Annotated in this window: 12 protein-coding genes; 5 read left to right on the top strand and 7 right to left on the bottom strand. The window is 68.2% G+C overall.

Annotated features, from left to right (window positions below; translation table 11 throughout):
* The first annotated feature begins 554 nt into the window (after positions 1-554).
* Positions 555-3,341 carry an aconitate hydratase AcnA gene (gene acnA, locus ACIA49_RS41010; protein WP_396383774.1) on the top strand — a complete coding sequence of 929 codons (2,787 nt, stop codon included), beginning with the start codon at positions 555-557 and terminating at the stop codon, positions 3,339-3,341.
* 92 nt (positions 3,342-3,433) lie between these two features.
* Here acnA and ACIA49_RS41005 read toward each other — a convergent pair whose 3' ends face one another.
* Both ACIA49_RS41005 and ACIA49_RS41000 read right to left on the bottom strand, forming a co-directional pair.
* A complete protein-coding gene (locus tag ACIA49_RS41005) occupies positions 3,434-4,519 on the bottom strand; it encodes a hypothetical protein (RefSeq protein WP_396383773.1) in 1,086 nt (361 codons plus the stop codon).
* Positions 4,516-5,079, bottom strand: a complete 564-nt coding sequence (locus ACIA49_RS41000) for an RNA polymerase sigma factor (RefSeq protein WP_396383772.1) — start codon at positions 5,077-5,079, stop codon at positions 4,516-4,518. The genes ACIA49_RS41005 and ACIA49_RS41000 overlap by 4 nt, the downstream gene beginning before the upstream one ends.
* 74 nt (positions 5,080-5,153) lie before the next feature.
* Between ACIA49_RS41000 and ACIA49_RS40995 the strand changes: the two genes are divergently transcribed.
* A complete protein-coding gene (locus ACIA49_RS40995) occupies positions 5,154-5,714 on the top strand; it encodes a HEAT repeat domain-containing protein (protein ID WP_396383771.1) in 561 nt (186 codons plus the stop codon).
* Here ACIA49_RS40995 and ACIA49_RS40990 read toward each other — a convergent pair.
* Together ACIA49_RS40990 and ACIA49_RS40985 are read right to left on the bottom strand one after the other, a co-directional pair.
* Complete coding sequence (locus tag ACIA49_RS40990; protein WP_396383770.1) at positions 5,695-8,589, bottom strand: S8 family serine peptidase; 2,895 nt, start codon at positions 8,587-8,589, stop codon at positions 5,695-5,697. The genes ACIA49_RS40995 and ACIA49_RS40990 overlap by 20 nt on opposite strands.
* Before the next feature lie 30 nt (positions 8,590-8,619).
* Positions 8,620-8,964 (bottom strand): hypothetical protein, encoded by a 345-nt coding sequence (locus ACIA49_RS40985; protein ID WP_396383769.1) that lies wholly within the window; start codon positions 8,962-8,964, stop codon positions 8,620-8,622.
* A gap of 98 nt (positions 8,965-9,062) precedes the next feature.
* Between ACIA49_RS40985 and ACIA49_RS40980 the strand changes: the two genes are divergently transcribed.
* A complete protein-coding gene (locus ACIA49_RS40980) occupies positions 9,063-10,685 on the top strand; it encodes an alkaline phosphatase D family protein (protein ID WP_396383768.1) in 1,623 nt (540 codons plus the stop codon).
* Here the strand turns inward: ACIA49_RS40980 and ACIA49_RS40975 are convergent.
* Both ACIA49_RS40975 and ACIA49_RS40970 read right to left on the bottom strand, forming a co-directional pair.
* Positions 10,682-11,092, bottom strand: a complete 411-nt coding sequence (locus tag ACIA49_RS40975) for an HIT family protein (RefSeq protein WP_396383767.1) — start codon at positions 11,090-11,092, stop codon at positions 10,682-10,684. The genes ACIA49_RS40980 and ACIA49_RS40975 overlap by 4 nt on opposite strands.
* A complete protein-coding gene (locus ACIA49_RS40970; RefSeq protein ID WP_396383766.1) occupies positions 11,092-12,999 on the bottom strand; it encodes a Na+/H+ antiporter in 1,908 nt (635 codons plus the stop codon). The genes ACIA49_RS40975 and ACIA49_RS40970 overlap by 1 nt, the downstream gene beginning before the upstream one ends.
* Positions 13,000-13,090: 91 nt before the next feature.
* Between ACIA49_RS40970 and ACIA49_RS40965 the strand changes: the two genes are divergently transcribed.
* The gene (locus ACIA49_RS40965; RefSeq protein WP_396383765.1) at positions 13,091-14,620 is read left to right on the top strand and encodes a CocE/NonD family hydrolase; all 1,530 of its coding nucleotides are present in this window, start codon (positions 13,091-13,093) and stop codon (positions 14,618-14,620) included.
* Here ACIA49_RS40965 and ACIA49_RS40960 read toward each other — a convergent pair.
* Positions 14,599-15,096 carry a DUF402 domain-containing protein gene (locus ACIA49_RS40960; RefSeq protein ID WP_396383764.1) on the bottom strand — a complete coding sequence of 166 codons (498 nt, stop codon included), beginning with the start codon at positions 15,094-15,096 and terminating at the stop codon, positions 14,599-14,601. The two genes, ACIA49_RS40965 and ACIA49_RS40960, sit on opposite strands and share 22 nt — an antisense overlap.
* 219 nt (positions 15,097-15,315) lie before the next feature.
* Here ACIA49_RS40960 and ACIA49_RS40955 point away from each other — a divergent pair, with 219 nt between their 5' ends.
* Positions 15,316-18,798, top strand: a complete 3,483-nt coding sequence (locus ACIA49_RS40955; protein ID WP_396383763.1) for a LamG-like jellyroll fold domain-containing protein — start codon at positions 15,316-15,318, stop codon at positions 18,796-18,798.

The following is an 18,798-nucleotide window of genomic DNA, read 5'->3' as shown; positions in this document are numbered from 1 at the left end:
CCCTCATCGCCCTCGCCATGCTCCGCCTCGGACGCCACCACCCCACCCTCCCCGCACGAAACTGACCCACACATACGACAGGAGAGCCGAAATTTCAGGGGAGAACCGGCAACCCGGAGGGATATCCCCGCGATTTCCGGACGGCGAAACCACCGCTCGGCATCGCCGGCGGCTCGCCTGGCGACGTGGCCGACTGACGGTCGCCGCGTCGCCCGCACCGAAGCCACCTAACGTCCGAAAGACCGGAGAGCCCGTCTCCGATCCTTCGGACGTTAGCGACCACGCTCACTTAACGTCCGAAAGAGCGGAGTGCCCGTCTCCGGTTCTTCGGACGTTGTGACAGGGGGCGGTGTGGGCGGTCGGACGGTGGCGGTTGCGGTACGGCGAAGGCTCTGGAGTGAGGCGGGTTCGACTCGGAAAGTGACTCGATGTCGTGTATCTTGATGTCGAGAGACTTCCTCGCTCCGAAGTTAGGTTGACCTGACCTCGGGGCGAGATGCGGGGCCCGGGAGGATGGGCCTCAGCGGAACCGGACCGGATAGAGGAGCAGGTTGATGGCGAGCGTCGACAGCTTCGGTGCCCAGGGGGCACTCGAGGTCAACGGACAGTCGTACGAGATCTTCAGGTTGGCGGGTATCGAGGGCGCGGAGACGCTGCCCTACTCCCTCAAGGTGCTGCTGGAGAACCTGCTGCGCACCGAGGACGGCGCGAACATCACCGCCGACCACATCCGCAAGCTGGGCAACTGGGACGAGAACGCGGCTCCGGACACGGAGATCCAGTTCACCCCGGCCCGGGTGATCATGCAGGACTTCACCGGCGTGCCGTGCGTGGTCGACCTGGCCACGATGCGCGAGGCGGTCGCCGAGCTCGGGGGCGACCCGACCAAGATCAACCCGCTGGCGCCGGCCGAGCTCGTGATCGACCACTCGGTGATCATCGACGTCTTCGGTACGCCGGACGCCTTCGAGCGCAACGTCGAGTTCGAGTACGGCCGGAACCGTGAGCGCTACCAGTTCCTGCGCTGGGGCCAGACCGCGTTCGACGAGTTCAAGGTCGTCCCGCCGGGCACCGGCATCGTGCACCAGGTGAACATCGAGCACCTGGCCCGCACGGTCATGGTCCGCAACGGTCAGGCCTACCCCGGCACCTGCGTCGGCACCGACAGCCACACCACGATGGTGAACGGCCTCGGCGTCCTGGGCTGGGGCGTCGGCGGTATCGAGGCCGAGGCCGCGATGCTCGGCCAGCCGGTCAGCATGCTGATCCCGAAGGTGGTCGGCTTCAAGCTGACCGGTTCGGTTCCGGCCGGCGCGACCGCGACCGACGTCGTGCTGACGATCACCCAGATGCTGCGCAAGCACGGGGTGGTCGGCAAGTTCGTCGAGTTCTACGGCGACGGCGTGACCGCGGTGCCGCTGGCCAACCGCGCCACCATCGGCAACATGAGCCCGGAGTTCGGCTCGACCTGCGCGATCTTCCCGATCGACGACATCACCCTGGACTACCTGCGCCTGACCGGTCGCGGCGACGACGAGGTCGCCCTCGTCGAGGCCTACGCCAAGGAGCAGGGCCTGTGGCATAACCCGGCCGTCGAGCCGCGGTTCTCGGAGTACCTCGAGCTGGACCTGGCGACCGTCGTACCGTCGATCGCCGGCCCGAAGCGGCCGCAGGACCGGGTCGCGCTGAGCGAGGCCAAGGAAGGCTTCCGTGGCGCGCTGGCCGACTACGTCAGCAACGACGACGAGGCCGACGTCGACCCGTCGGAGCTGGGCAGCTTCCCGGCCAGTGACGCGCCGAACGGTCACGGTCACACCAACGACGACCCGCACGTCCCGCATGGCGCCGGTGATGCGGGTCGTCCGGTCAAGAAGACCAAGATCACCCTGAACGGCCAGGAGACCGAGCTCGACCACGGCCACGTCGTGATCGCCAGCATCACCTCCTGCACCAACACCTCGAACCCGTCCGTCATGCTCGCCGCCGCGCTGCTCGCGAAGAACGCGGTCGACAAGGGCCTGACCAGCAAGCCGTGGGTGAAGACCTCGCTGGCCCCGGGCTCGAAGGTCGTCACCGACTACTACGAGAAGGCCGGTGTCACGCCGTACCTGGAGAAGCTCGGCTTCCACCTGGTCGGCTACGGCTGCACCACCTGCATCGGTAACTCGGGCCCGCTGCCCGAGGAGGTCTCGGCCGGCGTCCAGGCGGCCGATCTGGCCGTCGTGTCGGTGCTGTCCGGCAACCGGAACTTCGAGGGCCGGATCAACCCGGACGTGAAGATGAACTACCTGGCGAGCCCGCCGCTGGTGATCGCGTACGCGCTGGCCGGCACGATGGACTTCGACTTCGAGACCGACGCGCTGGGGCAGGACACCGACGGCAACGACGTGTTCCTGAAGGACATCTGGCCGGCCGCCGAGGACGTCGAGAAGGTGATCGCGACCTCGATCAACCGGGAGATGTTCACCAAGGACTACGCCGACGTCTTCGCCGGTGACGAGCGCTGGCAGTCGCTGCCGACGCCCGAGGGCAAGGTCTTCGCCTGGGACGCCGAGTCGACGTACGTGCGCAAGCCTCCGTACTTCGACGGGATGGCCAAGGAGCCGTCGCCGGTCACCGACGTCTCCGGCGCACGCGTGCTGGCCAAGCTGGGCGACTCGGTCACCACCGACCACATCTCCCCGGCCGGCTCGATCAAGGCCGACGGCCCGGCCGGCAAGTACCTGGCCGAGCACGGTGTCGACCGCAAGGACTACAACTCGTACGGCTCGCGGCGTGGCAACCACGAGGTGATGATCCGGGGCACGTTCGCCAACATCCGGCTGCGCAACCAGATCGCACCGGGCACCGAGGGCGGCTTCACCCGCGACTTCACCAAGGACGACGCTCCCGTGACGAGCATCTACGAGGCGTCCGAGTCCTACATCGCCGCCGGTACGCCGCTGGTCATCCTGGCCGGCAAGGAGTACGGCTCGGGCTCGTCGCGTGACTGGGCCGCCAAGGGTACGGCGCTGCTCGGCGTCCGCGCGGTGATCACGGAGTCCTTCGAGCGCATCCACCGGTCGAACCTGATCGGTATGGGCGTGCTGCCGCTGCAGTACCCCGAGGGCGAGAACGCGGAGTCGCTCGGCCTGACCGGCGAGGAGACGTTCGACTTCTCCGGCGTCACCGCGCTGAACGACGGCTCGATCCCGAGCACCGTCCACGTCACCGCCACCGCGCCGGACGGCACCGCCAAGGAGTTCGACGCGGTCGTCCGCATCGACACCCCCGGTGAGGCCGACTACTACCGCAACGGCGGCATCCTGCAGTACGTCCTCCGCTCCCTGATCGCCAACTAACGCACGAAAGGGCCGACCGGATCACCTCCGGTCGGCCCTCTTTTTCGTAACGTCCGAAGGACACGCGGGCGTCGTCGGCGTGTTTTCGGACGTTAGCGGCAGCCGAGGCCTTCCTTGTAGCCGGCGGCGGGTTTGCCGCTCTTGGACTCCGGCTTCACCTTGCCGGCGATCTCGTCGGCGTACTGCCAGATCGCCTCCGGCAGGTCTCCGTCGGCCTTCATCTCCTGCAGGATCTTCCACTTCTTGCTGCCCTGCATGGCGTTCACGGCTTCGGCGGCCTTCGCCTTGTCGCCGGCCTTCGTCGCGGCGGTCCACTGGTCGAGCCAGGCGCACGAGGCTGCGGTCGTCACCCGCGCACCGAGGTGGTAGCGCGCGATCACGGTCTCCTGGTACAGCGGCTTCTTGTTGAAGCCCTTCGGTACGGCGACTCCCGCGAGCATGCTGTCGACGGCCGCGCGCACCTTCTCCGGCTTCACGACCTCCTCCGGCATCGCCGCCAGCCAGGTGTTGACGTCGACCTTCTTCAGCTTGCCGAGCACGTCGCGGTAGGCCTCGGCGGAACCGAGGTCCGCGCGGGTCTCGACGAAGCTCGGGCCGCGCGGCGGCAGCATGAACGCGGAGTCGAAGTTCTCCTTGGCGTAGCGGAACAGCGTCCCCTTCTGCCCGAGCACCTGCACCTCGCTGTGCTCGACCGAGCCTTGGATCCGGTCGTTGAAGTAGTTCTTGAAGTCCTTGGCCGGGTACCAGGTCAGCTGGAACGTCTGGTCACCCTTGCTGAAGGTCATGTCGCCGCTGTCTTTGGTGAACTCGTCGACCTGAGTGATCTTCCACGCCGGATCGTCGATCAGGATGCGTTCGTTGGCCTCGGCGACCGCGACGAGCTCGGCCGCGTACGCCGGCTGCGGAGCCACGAACGGAGCCACATACGGCGCGACCGGGCTGTCCTTGGGCAGTACGGCGCCCACGACGCCGACCGCGGCGGCCACGCCGACGGCGGCTGCGGCGCCGATGACGAGCCGGCGGCGCCGGGTCGGCCGCAGCCGGGTGGCGGGTTCGGTGGTGGTCAAGATGTCCTCCAGCAGATCGGACTCGGCGTCCGCGGTCGGCAACTGCCGGACCGCGTCGTCGCCGAACGGGTTGACCCGTGCGATCAGCTGGTCGAGTTCGCGGTCGTTCATCGCTTCTCCTGAACTGGTCGCAGTGCTCTGTCATCCCGTACATGTCCGTGATCCGTGAAGGCGTCTCCGAGCTGCTTCCGCAATCGCGCCCGTGCCCGGTGCAGCCTGGTCCGCACCACCCGAGCCGGTACGTCGAGCACCACGGCCGCCTCCTGTGGTTCCAGGTTCTCCCACGTGGTCAGCATGATCAGCTCACGATCGTCAGCACTCAATCCGGCCAAAGCACCCACCAGTACGGCGTTCGCCTCCACACCGTCGGCGTGATCCGGTACGACGTCCTGCAGCTCCACGCGGAGTCGATCGCCGAGCCGGTCCCGGCGCTGGATCCCGCGCCGGTGATTCGCGAGCACGCGGCGGGCGACGCCGTACAGCCAAAGTCTCGCGGTCCCGTCGGTGGGCACCTGGCCGAACCGCCGCCACGCGACCAGCATGGTGTCGGCCACCACGTCAGCCGCGTCGTCGGGGGAGCCGCAACGGCGCAGGGCGTAGCCGAGGAGCTCCCGGAAGTTCTGCTCGAACAGGTCACGGAAGGCGTCCTCGGGACTTGGCGTCGAGGTCATACCTGGTCCATGTCCGGCAGTATGCGCGGCGTCTCAGGTCACCTTTTGTCGGCGGCGCACGATTTACTGGGCTCATGACCAAGGACCATCCACGCGAGGTGGTGCAGGCCGCCGTCGCCGCGCACGGCGAGGACACGGTGATCGACTGGGCGGTCGCGTTCCTGACCGGCGAGATCAGCGGAGAGGCGGCGTACGGCGCTGAGCTCCCGAAGCTGGTCGCGATCACGGGCTCGGCGAACCCCGGCGGCTGGAAGGCACCGGTCGACCCGGTCAACTACTACTGGATCCGTGTCTGGGCCGCCCGCGTCTTCCTCTACCTCTGGCGCGACGACGTGGTCGACGCGCTGCTGGCGGTGGAGGACGACCCGGCCTGGCGAGTTCGCGAGCACGTCGCGCGGATCACCGCGCAGCGGGAGCTGGGTCAGCTGGTCGACGGGCTGCTGCCGATGCTGGAGCACGAGTTGCCGCGGGTGCGGGCAGCCGCCGTACGGGCGATCGGCGTGGCGGGGGAGTCCGAGCATGTGGAGGCGGTCGAAGAACTGGCAGGCGACCCGGACCACACGGTCCGGGCCGCCGTCGAGCGTGCCTTGGCCAGACTCAGTGAGCGGCTAGGTCCTAGAAGCCCAAGGTGTTGAGCTTGTCGAGCAGCAGGGTCTGCTGCCGGATCTGGTTGCTGGTCGAGGCCGGGTTGAGGCGGATCGCCTCGGACTGGGCCATGACGGCGCCGAAGGTGCTGTCCAGTCGCAGGTCCAGGTTGGTGTCCACCCGGGTGCCGAGGTCGAACGAGCCGTCGGCGAAGTTCAGCCAGGCAGTCAGCGCCTGCCGGTCGAACTCGGCCTTCGGGTTCAGCAGCTGGATGTTGAGGACGGCGTTCGCCTTCGCCATCGTCGAGACGTCACGTGCCTCGGAGAAGACCGGGCTCATCTGCTGTGCCACCTGCAGGTAGCAGTTGATCGTGCTCACCGGCAGGTCGACCGGCGGGACGCGCAGCCCGGCGCGGGTCTGCAGGAACCACAGCGGGGCGATCTTGGTCAGGTGCGCGTTGCCCTGCACGATGACCTTGGCCGAATCCACACTCGAACCACCGTCGTCGTCGCGCGCCGTGAAGCCGACGTCGTAGTTGCACGCCGAGCCGAACGCATGCGACTTCGCGTCCGTCACGTCACGCGGCTGCAGACTCGGGCTGCTCGCCGGATCGGTACCGGGCGGGTTCACCAGATAGTTGGTCGTATCACCCCAGCTCCAGCTGAGCGCGAGGTCGTCACTGCCCGGATCGGTCGATCGGGCCTTGAAGTCGATCGGCTGCCCGCTGTGCGCGATGAACGTCGGTACGCCGTTCACAACCGTCGCCCCGGACTCGTCGATCACGGCGGTCGGCGCCACGTTCGTCACCTGCACCGGGAAGGTCGCCGTACCGGCTCCACCGTCGTCATCGGTCACCTTGACCCCGACGGTGAACGAGCCGTTGTCGCCGTACGCGCGGCTTCCGGTGACCGTTGTCATCAGCAACGAACCGGTGCTCGGTGCGCCGAATCCCCAGTCGATGCTCGCCGTGTGCGTGTCGGCCGTGCCGGGATCCACGAACGAAGCCTTCGCGGTGAGCGTCGAGCCCTCGGTGATCATCTTCACCTGCGCCGGGTCGATCGTCACGACCGGCGCTACGTTGCTGACGGCAACGGAGAAGGAGGCCGAGCTGGAACCACCGTCGTCATCGGTCACCGTGACCTTGACGGTGTAATTTCCGTTGTCCGCATAGGCGTGGCTGCCGTTGATCTGACCCGCAGCGGCCAGCGGGTTCGTCGTAGTCCCATCGCCCCAGGAGATCTGGGCCGAGTGTGTGTCCAGCGAGCCCGGATCCGAGTACAAGGCCTTCACCCCGTACGAGGCTCCTTCTGTCGTCGTACCGGCTTGACCCGGCGCGATACTGATGCTCGGGGCAACGTTGTTGACGGTCAGGTGGAAGGTCGTGGTCGCGGTCTCACCCTTGTCGTCGGTCGCCGTGATCGTCACATCGCGACTCTGCGTCGGACCGTCGCTCGTGGCCGCACTCCACGACCAGCGACCGCCGCCGGCGTCGACGACGTTCCCGCTGGACGCGGTCAGCGCGACCGCCTTGCCCTCGGGATCAGTGAAGCCGCCGGCATTCGTGGCAGTCGTACCTTCGTTGACCGTCAACGTCGCAGCGTCGGCGCCGATGGTCGGCGCGTTGTTGCCCTGCTGCAGGGCGGCCAGCAGATCGATGCGCGGTGTCGTCGCGTTGGTTGTCGGGCCGGTTGCATAGGTGATGTCGACGCCGGTGTCGCGCAGGTACCCGAGCAGGGTGGCCGCGGTCGCGGCCGGGTAGGCGTTCCGCAGGGCGGCCATCGCGCCGGCCACGTGCGGCGCGGCCATCGACGTACCGCTGAGGTTGGCCCAGGCGTCGTCGGGTACGGACGCGCGGATCGACGTACCGGGGGCGAAGAGGTCGAGCAGCGGGCCGCGGTTCGAGTAGCCGGCGGGGCTGTCGACTTCGTTGCCGCTGGCATCGGCATCGATCGCGCCGACGGTGACGGCGGTGGACACGCAGCCCGGCTCACCGACGCCTGCCGGATGCGACTCGTTGCCGGCCGAGATGGTCGTGGTGATGCCGGCCGAGAGCAGCAGGTCGATCGAGGCCTTCGTCGAGCTGCCGTCGCAGTTGGTGGTGTGGTTGCTGTCGTCGCCGCCGCTCAGGTTCGCCGAGGCGATCGTGAAGTCGTTGCGCAGGTCGTAGACGCGCTGCATCCCAGCGATGAAGTCCGAGTAGTAGAACTGCGCGCACGGCGGATTGCCGTCACAGCCGACGTTGCTGCGGTGGTAGATCTGGATCGCGATGATGTTCGCGCCCGGCGCCACTCCGTTGCCCGGGGCACCGGTCACACCGGTTCCGGCACCGGCCGCGATCCCGGCGACATGCGTGCCGTGGAAGCAGATGTTCCTCATCCCGTTCAGGCACTGCGCAGTCTCGGCGTCGGCCGATCCCGAACCGGTCTGGCTCGCCGTACCGTTCGGGCAGAGCGAGACCTCGTTGGCGCTGCCGTCGGTGCTGGAGTAGCAGGCCTCGGAGACGATCCGGCTGCCGAAGAACGGGTGGTCACGGTCGATCCCGGTGTCGAGGATCGCGACCGTCTGACCGGCGCCGGTGAAGCCGAGTTGCTGGACGCGGTCGGCGTGAATGAACGGGATGCTCTCGGCCAGGGACGGCGAACCGACCTTGTCCTGCTGGATCGAGACCACGTTCGGGTCGGCGGCGAGCTCGGCCAGCGCGGCCTTGTCGGCGTCGAGCGCGAGCAACGGGAACGACCGGTAGGTGCGGTTCTGCTCCGCGGTGCCCTGGTCGATGTTGTCGAGCACCTGCTGCTTGTCGCTGATGTGGTCGACCTGCACGATCACGCGGGTCGTTTCCCCGGACTCCGCGTGTGCTGGTAGCTGCGTGGTGCTCGCTGCCAGACCGGCCAAGGCCAGCGCAACGAACAGTCTTCGGACATGCATCGTGGTTCCCCCAACTACGGTGGTGCCGCCTCAGCCGGACTGCTGGGCGGTGTCCTGCTGCACGGCCGCGACGTGTGGTGAGTGTCGAAGCCGATCGAGAGCGGCCGCATCGACGACCAGGGCCAGCTGCGGTACGGCGTCGTACCGGCGAATCAGCTGGGCCCGCGGAACCTCGGCCAGTACGGCGTCCTGTGCGGTTCTGATCGCCTTGCGTTGCTCCTGACGCGCCTGATCCCCCAGGTCACCCTCGGGCCGGAACGAGCCGGCCAGGGTGACGATCACGCGCTGCCCAGGTGGGGTCGAGGGTGTGCTGCCTGTCCCCGTCGTACAGGACACGACAACGAACAGTCCTGCCGCACACAGCATCCACCTCATGACGAACCCCCCTTGGAGCACATCCTCAGGACGCGTCTTCAGCCAGTCTTAAAGTGCTGTCCAACCACCGGCTGCCCAGGCTGGGAAGCGTTCGCCGCATGGAGACTTCGCGAAGATCAGTCCTGAAAGCCGGTCTGGCGTCCAGCGCGGCGGTCGCCGGCCTGTCCGTTCCCGCGACCGCCGCGGCGACGCCCGTCCGGCAGGACCCGTTCACGCTCGGGATCGCGAGCGGTGACCCGTGGCCCGACGGGTTCGTGCTCTGGACCCGGCTCGCCGTCAACCCGGTCGCCGAGGACGGCCGCGGTGGGATGCCGAACCGCGCGTACGCCGTCCAGTGGCAGGTCGCGACCGACCGGCGCTTCCACCACGTCGTCCGGGCCGGGGTCGCGGTCGCGCGGCCGGAGCACGCGCATGCGATCCACGTGACCGTCGAGGGTCTGCAGCCGGGCCGCGAGTACTACTACCGGTTCCGTAGCGAGGGTTACGTCACGTCGATAGGCCGCACGCTGACCGCACCGGCCCGCGGTACGACGCCGCGCGAACTGGCGATGGCGTTCGTGTCCTGCTCGCAGTTCGAGCACGGCTACTTCACGGCGTACCGGCGGCTGGCCGAGGACCGGCCGGACCTGGTGCTCCACCTCGGCGACTACCAGTACGAGTACACGAAGAACACGTACGTCGCGCCCGGCGGGAACCTCCGTGACCACGACGGACCCGAGACCACGGACCTGGCGTCGTACCGGCAGCGGCACGCGCAGTACAAGGCTGACCCGGACCTGCAGGCGGCGCACGCGGTCGCGCCGTGGCTGGCTGTATGGGACGACCACGAGGTCGACAACAACTGGGCCGACGAGACGCCGGAGAAGCCCGAGGAGGGGTTCCTCGAGCGGCGGGCCGCGGCCTTCCAGGCGTACTACGAGAACATGCCGCTGCGTGCATCGTCGAAGCCGCGCGGGATCGACATGCAGCTGTTCCGGCGGGTCAAATGGGGTGAGCTGGCAACGTTCCACATGCTCGACACCCGGCAGTACCGCGACGACCAGGGCTGCGGGGACGGGTACAAGGACTGCCCGGCGGCGGTGGACCCGAAGCGGTCCATCACGGGGGAGCGGCAGGAGAAGTGGCTGATCGACGGCTTCCGCCGGTCCGAGGCGCGCTGGGACATCCTCGGTCAGCAGGTGTTCTTCGCGCAGCGCGACAACAACGAGGGCCCGTTGAAGGTCACCTCGATGGACGCCTGGGACGGGTACGTCGCCTCCCGCGACCGGATCACCCGCGGCTGGGTCGACGCGCGCGTGCGCAATGCCGTCGTACTGACTGGTGATGTGCACGCGCACTGGGCTTCGGACCTGAAGCTGAACTACGACGACCCCAACGCGCCCACGGTCGGTTCGGAGCTGGTGTGCTCGTCGATCACGACCGGTGGCGACGGTGCCGATGGCGGTACGACGGCGCATCCGTGGCTGAAGGGGAATCCGCATCTGCGGTTCCAGAACAACCTGCGCGGCTACGTGAACACCACGATCACCCGTGAGTCGATGGTCGCGGACTTCCGCACACTGCGGACGGTCCGCGACCATGAGGCGGAGGCGTTCACGCGGGCCCAGTTCACGATCGAGGACCGCAAGCCCGGCCTGCACCTGACCGCCGAGACGCCGCCCGTCGCTGCCCGTGCCCTTGCCGTTGAGGACACCGTCGCTTGGGAGACCGCTCGGCCCTAGAGCACTGCTCGCAGTTTGGCGGCGTACCCGGCGGCCTCGGCATCGTCGGCGTACTTGGTCCGCGGCCAGAAGAACCCGCGCAGTCCGTCCCCCTTCGTCCGCGGCACGACGTGCACGTGGAGGTGGGGGACGGACTGGGACACAACGTTGTTCACGGCAACGAACGACCCTTGTGCCTCGTACGCCGTCCGGACCGCGGCCGCGACGGATCGCGCCGTACCGAAGAGCGGCACGGTGAGCTCGTCGGGCAGCTCGACCATGGTCGGGATGTGCTTGCGGGGCACGATCAGCGTGTGGCCCTTGAACACCGGGCGGATGTCGAGGAAGCCGACCACCTCCGGTGTCTCGAGCACGATGTGTGCGGGCGTCGTACCGGCGATGATCGAGCAGAACAGACAGTCAGCCATCAGCCGAGCACCTCATCCGTGAAGCACCAGCGCCAGCTCTCGCCCGGTTCGAAGCTGCGCATCACCGGGTGCTTGGTCTCGTCGTAGTGCTTGCTCGCATGCTTCATCTCCGACGAGTCGCAGCAGCCGACGTGGCCGCAGCTCAGGCAGAGCCGCAGGTGCACCCAGGTGCCGCCCTCGGCCAGGCACTCCTCACAACCCGCAGGCGTGTTCGGGGTGACGACCGCCGGCGCTTCGCGGAGGTGCTCGCAGCCACCGCTCGCCGAGGCCGGCGGACGCAGGTCCTCCGAGCGGCCACCGACGTCGTCGTCCTCGTCGCGGTCGAGGATCGACTCCTCGATGTCGAGCACGGACTGCGCTCGCTGCAGGACCTCGTCGGCGACCAGTCCGGCGTCGCGGACCTCGAGGATGTGCGACCGCTCGGCCTCCAGCATGGCCATCCGCAGCCTCCGGTACGCCTCGCTCGGCGTCTCGTACTCCGTCTCCGGACGCCCGAGCCGCTCCCACGCAGCCAGCGCGCGTGACTCACCACGCTGCCGCAGGACCGCAAGCACCGCCTCAGGGTCGTCCGGGGTGGTGATCTCGTCCAGCTTCGCCAGCGCGGCGCGATGCGCACCCTGCAGTACGGCGGCCTCCTGGAGCGCGTCCTCTGCGGGATCCGGTCCGGGAAGCTTGAGCCGCCGTACCAGCCAGGGGAGGGTCGAGCCGTTCAACAGAAGCGTGCCACCGGTGACCGCCAGGGCGATGAAGACCAGGACCTCGCGATGCGGTGTGTCCTCGGGCAGCGTGAAGACCGCGGCCAGCGTGACCACGCCCCGCATCCCGGCCCAGCAGACCACGACCAGAGCGCCGAAGGAGACCGGGCCCGGGCGGGACCGGCCGAGGATCCGGCGAGACAGGTAGGTGCTCGGGATGACCCAGATTGGCCGCAGCAGGACCGTCGCCAGGAAGACCGCCACCGTCGCGACGGCGATCAGCCAACCGGGCAGCGGGCTCTCGGACAGCTCGTCGAGGATCCAGCGGGTCTGCAGACCGATCAGCAGGAAGACCGTGTTCTCGAGCAGGAACTGGAACGTGCGCCAGTTGGTCCGCTCCGAGATTCGCGACTTGGCTGACTGGATGATGGGCGCCTTGTGGCCGAGGATCAGGCCACAGACGACCACAGCCAGTACGCCGGAGGCGTGGATGGTGTGATTCTCGGCCGCGACGTACGCGATGAACGGCGCGGTCAGACTGAGCGTGGTGTCGAGCACCGGGTCGGTGAACCGCTTACGGACCTTGGCCAGCACGATCGCCACGACCAGGCCGACCAGGACCCCGCCGCCGGCCGCCCGGAGGAAGTCGAGCCCGACATGGAGAACGGTCGGGGTGACCAGCGCCGCGCCGAGCGCCGTACGGAGAATGACCAGGGCAGTCGCGTCGTTGACCAGGCTCTCGCCCTCGAGGATCGTGACCACGCGCCGGGGGAGTCCCACCCGTTTCGCGATCGCGGTCGCGGCGACGGCGTCCGGCGGCGCGATGACGGCGCCGATGGCGAACGCGGCCCACAGGGGGAGCGGTTGATAGCCCAGGGACTTGGCCATCACGTTGAGCAGCCAGTAGGCCACCATGCCGACACCGATCGCGGTGAACGCGACCAGGCCGACCGACAGCAGGCCGATCGACCGGCGGTGCTTGGTGAAGTCGACCAGGCTGGTCTTGATCGCCGCCGAGTACAGCAGCGGCGGCAGGAAGCCGACCAGGACCACTTCGGGCGACAGCTCCACCCGCGGAACGAACGGCAGATAGGACGCGGCGACCCCGATCACCACGAGCAGCAGGGGAGCCGACAGCCCGATCCGCCGAGCCAGCGCGGCCCCGCCCGCCACCACGGCGACCAGGGCGACGATCTCGATCGCAATATGCACGGTGCACAGTGTCGCAGCTCGGACTAGCTCGGACGGCGTGTGTCGTCTAGCGTGTGCGGAGCGAGATCCGTCCACTACGGGGAGTGATCACATGCGTCGTACTGTCTCCGTCGTCTCCGCCCTCCTGTTCTTCGGCGCCGTGCTTGTCCCGGCGCCTGCTGTTGCTGCCGTCGCTCCTGCTGAAGACACCGTCACCACCGGCTGCGTGCAGTCGGTCCCCGAGCCGGGCAGCTCAGTGCCCGTCAAGATTTGCTACACGCTCTTCAAGCCTGCCGTCGCGTCGGCGAGCCACACCGTGCCGCTGCTCTTCAGCAGCCACGGCTGGGGCGGTTCGCGGACCACCGACATCCGTCAGTTCCGGGCCCACCTCGACGCGGGCTTCGGCATCCTGAGCTTCGACCAGCGCAGCTTCGGCGAGAGCACCGGCGTCGCTCACGTGATGAACCCCGACTACGAGGGCCGCGACGTCGTCAAACTCATCGACCTCGTGGCCTCGCTCGATTGGGTGACCAAGCAACGACCCGGCGACCCTCTGATCGGCGCCATCGGCGGCTCGTACGGCGGCGGCTACCAGCTCGCCGGCGCCTTCACCGAGATCCGCGACCACGGCCGCACCCGCTTCGACGCGCTCGCCCCCGAGATCACCTGGTGGGATCTCAAGCGCTCCCTGGCCCCCTCCGAGACCGCGCGCACCATCTGGCTGGGCATCCTGTACGCGAGCGGCGGCAAGAACCTCCCGCCCGCGATCGGCAAGTCCTGGGCCACCCTGATCGCCACCGGCGCCTGGCCTCCCGGCAAAGCCGGCCGCGAACTCACCGCCTTCTTCGCCAAGAACGGTCCCGCCTGGCACGTCGCCCACGGCCGCAAGCTCGACATCCCCGTCCTGTTCGAACAAGGCATCACCGACAACCTCTTCAACCTCAACGAGGGCCTCTCGAACTTCGACCGCGCCCTCACCCGACGCGCCCGGTCCCGCTCGATGCTCGTCGGCTACAACGGCGGCCACGCCCTCCCCGCCGTCGTGCCCCCGGGCTACGGCACCTCCGGCGACCCCTGCTCGATCGCGCTGGGCTCACCCAACTTCGCCGACGTCGCCCTACGGTTCCTTCGTCTTAACCTGCTAGGCCAGTCCACTGGCCTCACCGGCTTCGGCCAGTACCACCTGTCCACCGCCGACGGCCGTTGCCTCACGCAACGAACCCTGGCCGCCAACACGGTTCGGCGCCTAGGCAAGATCGCCACCCCGACCGGCGCCGGTGTCCCCGTCAGCGTCAAGATCGCCGCCGGCCCCCTCACCGTCGCAGGCACCCCCCACGTCACCGCGAACGTCTACACCATCGTCCCGCGCACGCCGGCATTCCTCGCCCTGAGCGTCGGCGCCAGCCCCCTCACAGCCCGCGTCATCCAGAACAACACCCTGCCCCTGCGCGAGAAACGAGCCGCCCACGGCGTCCGCCGTACCATCGAACTCCCGGCCATCGCCGTCGACGTACCAGCCGGCCAGAACCTCTACCTGACGGTCTCGCCCATAGCCGACATGTACGCCGGCCAACGAGCCCCGCTCCCCGGCGCCCTGTTGCTCAAGAACACAACCGTCAGCTACCGCACCATATCCAAGTAGGTCTTGTAGACGGTGGTGAACGGCTCATCGTTCGCCACCGCCTGCACCAGCCAGTCACACGAAGCCTGCGCCTGCGCGATGACCTCAGGTGGGTAGTTGTACTTCACCTGGTGCGCCGCGAACTCGTCCTCGTCATCCACCAGCACCGTCCCATCGCGCCGCTTGATGACGTCCAGATCCAGATCGATCATCGTCACGCGATCCTCGAAGAACTCCACCGGCGTCGTGATGTCGCAGTAGATCTCCGTCATCCGCGGCGCGTCGTTGAAGATCGCCGTGAACCACTGGTCCCGCGGAAACAACTGCACATGCGCTTCCTTCGCCGTCAGCTTCAACCCCGCACCCCGCTGCGACACCGCCCCCACGCGCCCACCCAGCCAAACGCCGTACTCGTCGTCCCCAAGCCACTCCAGCCACTGATGCCAGTGCAGACTCTCGTCGTACTTCCGATAAACCACCCGCACATCCCGTCCCATCCCCCCAAGCTATCGCGCCCCGGTGTCCTCCGGCCGTGACCTCGATTGCACCTTCCTGCAATAGGCCCCTTTGTATGGGTTTGTACCTGGTGATGCGGAGCCGCTCAGTCGACAGTTGGCCCCCTCGGGATGTGAACGAACTGTGGGGTGGGGAACGTGCGGGGATCTCGTGCGGCTTCGGCATGCCGTCAAAGCGGTCGAAGCGCAGTAGCAGCGATGGTGGCTCTGGCCGCCCTGACGACAGGACTGCACGCCGTACCGGCTGGTGCGGCACCGCCACCGATCCCGAACGTGGGCCGGGACACGGCGGAGGCCACCAAGTTCGCCGCCGCCAGCGGCACCCGGGTCGAGGTCGCCGACCGGACGACGGAGTCGTCGCAGACCTTCGTCAACCCGGACGGCTCGATGACCAGCAAGGTCGCGAACGGTCCGGTCCGGACGAAGCGCGGCGGGGTCTGGCAGGCGATCGACACGACCTTGGAGTTCCGCCCGGACGGAACCGTCGGGCCGAAGAACGCCCTGTCCGACATCGCGCTGTCCGCCGGCGGGAACGCCCTGGTCGGCAAGGTGGGTCTCAAGGAAGGCACCTTCGAGCTCAAGTCGCCGTGGACGCTCCCGCGCCCGGCGCTGTCCGGTTCGACGGCGACGTACGGCGATGTCCTCCAGGGCGTCGACCTCGTCGTCGACTCGACCTCCGAGGGCCTGAGCTACAACCTGGTCGTCAAGACCCGCGAGGCCGCGTCGAACCCGGCCCTCCGGTCGATCAAGTTCCCGGTCGCGGCCACTGGACTGTCTCTGCACGCGAACCAGCCCGGCGGCCCGGCGTACGTCGACAAGAGCGGCCGCACGGTGCTGTCCGCCGGCAACGCGATCATGTGGGACGCCGCCCAGACCGGCGCCCAGACCGGCGCCCAGGCCGGTGCCCAAGGCAAGCAAGCCGCGGCGGCGCGCTCGTCGGCGAAGCTCGTCAGCGACGGGCCCGCCGGAACCCACTCCGCGGCGATGCAGCTGCGCGGTGACGCGACCGGTCTGACCATGACCCCGGACGCCAAGCTCCTGGCGAACCCGACCACAGTCTACCCGGTCGTTCTGGACCCGGTCCTGAAGACGATCACCCGTGCGTCCTGGGCCGCGGCCTGGCAGCTCTACCCGACCACGTCGTTCTACAAGACCACGCATACTCTCGGCGTCGGTTTCGAGGACTACGAGCAGCACAAGATCGTTCGGTCCTTCTGGCAGTTCGACACGACCCTGTTCCGCGGCAAGACGGTCCTCACCGCGAACTTCCGGACCTACGAGGTGCACTCGGCGAACTGCACCGCGCACTCCGTCACCGTGACCCGGACCGCGCCGATCACGACCGCGACGACGTGGAACAACCAGCCCGCCGCCCAGTTGGCAGCCGGTAGCAAGAGCTTCGCGCACGGGTACAACACCTCCTGCCCGGATGCCTACGAAGAGCTGCCGGTGACCGCCTCGATGAAGGACACGGCGACCAAGGGCTACACCACCTCGACGTTCCGGCTGACGGCCACCAACGAGGCCGACGGGCTGGCGTGGAAGCAGTTCAGCTCCTTCGGTGAGCTCGAGGTCACCTACGTCACGCCGCCGGACGTCCCGCGCCGGCTCGGGCTCACCGACCCCGCGGTCGGATGCGACGACGCGAGCTCGCCGGTGAACGTCGGCTCGAACAACATCCAGTTCGGCGTCACGCCGGTCCTCAAGGGCAACGTCAACGAGGGTCTGAACGTCTACGCCGAGATCTACCTGTACAGCACCACCGGTAACTCCTTCCGGATGCTCAGGACCGGGCTCGCCGCGCCCGGCGTTCCGCAGACGGTGACGATTCCGAGCACCGACATACCGGACGGGCAGTTGGTCCACTTCCGGGCCCGGACGATCTATCCGTACTCGTCCACCGGGTCGCTGGCCTCGGCGTTCACGATCTACTGCTACTTCAAGGTCGACCGATCGGCACCGCCGGCACCGACCGTCACCGCGTCGTACAACGGCCAGGACGTTCCGAACTGCATCGGCCAGACGCGGTGTGACGAGATCGCCCCGCTCGGAGCAGCGGTGTCGTTCACCATCAAGGGCGCCGCAGCCGACGTGACCAGGCACGAGTACTGGTTCCAGGGTCAGACCGCCCATGGGTCGATCACAGGTCTCAACGTGGTCAAGAGTCTGGTGCCACCGCAAGAGGGCTACAACGTGCTGCATGTCGTGAGCTACGACGGCGCGTCGCATGCCAGCAAGCCGCGGGACTACATGATCAACGTGAAGAGCGCGTCGCCACCTTCGGGCTCTTGGTCGTTCGACGACGCGGGTGGGACGACAGCCGCCGACTCTGCGACGCCCGCACATCCGCTGACCCTGTCCGGCGGTGCGGCCTTCGACACCACGGCCGGCCGTGACGGAGGGTCGTTGCGGCTGGATGGTGTGGACGACTCCGCGCAGACGCCGACGACGCCGATCGACACCTCGAAGAGCTTCACCGTCTCGGCCTGGGCCCGCCTGACCACAACCAAGGAGGCAGTGGTCGTCGGCTCGGCCGGCAACATCAGCAGCGCCTTCGAGCTGTACTACTCCCTGTCGTTGAACCGCTGGGTGTTCCTGCGGTTCAAGTCCGACACGACGACACCGGTCGCCGTACAGGCGAAGTCCGACGAACCGGGCGTGATCGGTGCCTGGACCCACATCGTCGGGGTCTACGACGCGGGACTCGGAAAGATCCAGCTCTACGTCAACGGCCGTCTGCAGACCGCAGGCAACCTCGCCTACCCGGACTCCGCGTGGAAGGCGACCGGGCCCCTGACCATTGGCCAGGGGCAGTACAACGACGTCTTCACCAACCGCTTTCCGGGTTCGGTGGACTCCGTACAGCTCTGGCAGCGGGCGCTGGACTCCAAGATGGTCATGGGGCTGACGGATCTTCGCAAGGACGGAGCGGTCGTCGTCCGCCAGGCGGCGCACTGGCCTCTGGACACAGCGACTCTCGGGACGGACAACGTCTGGCGGACTCCGGACACGGTCTACGGCGCCAACATGACGATGTCCGGATTCGGCGGCGCCGGCGCGGACCAAGCGGCCGCCTTCGTCGACGACGTCGACGACAACCGCGGCAAGGTGCTCCAGTTCACCGGCGCCGCCAGCGAGGCGCTGACGCTGCCGAGGCCGGTGGTCGATGCCGGTACGACCTTCTCGGCGGCCGTCTGGGTGAAACTGACCGACGCGACCAAGCCGGCGGTGATCGCTCGCCAGGCCGGCACCGATCGAGATGCCTGGCGCCTGGCCTGGGAACCGCTGGACGCGCTCGGCGGCCAATGGGTCTTCTCCAGAGCACGCGCGAACGGCACCGGCGAGGATCGTGCGATCTTCCCGGAGGACAACGACGCTGCGGTCAGCAACTGGCGGCTGCTGGTCGGGACGTACGACGCCAACGCCGCCGGCGCGACCAACCAGGATCCGCTGGGTGACATCGAGCTGACCGTCGACAAGACCCCGATGGACGGCGGGTCGGCTGCACACACCTCGCCGTACCGGCTGGGCAGCACGGTCGTCGGCAAGGGCCGCACCACCGGTAGCGAGTTCGCCGGCCTGATCGACGACTTCCGGCTGTACGTCGGCCCGCTGGTGGACAACGCGGTCTGTGTCGAATTCCCCGAACTGGGCGACGGCGTCTGCCCGCCGCCGGCCGGCTGA

Origin of the sequence: Kribbella sp. NPDC051587, from assembly GCF_044453945.1 — a bacterium.
Lineage (GTDB): Bacteria > Actinomycetota > Actinomycetes > Propionibacteriales > Kribbellaceae > Kribbella.
This window is presented reverse-complemented; position numbering and strand designations above follow the sequence as displayed.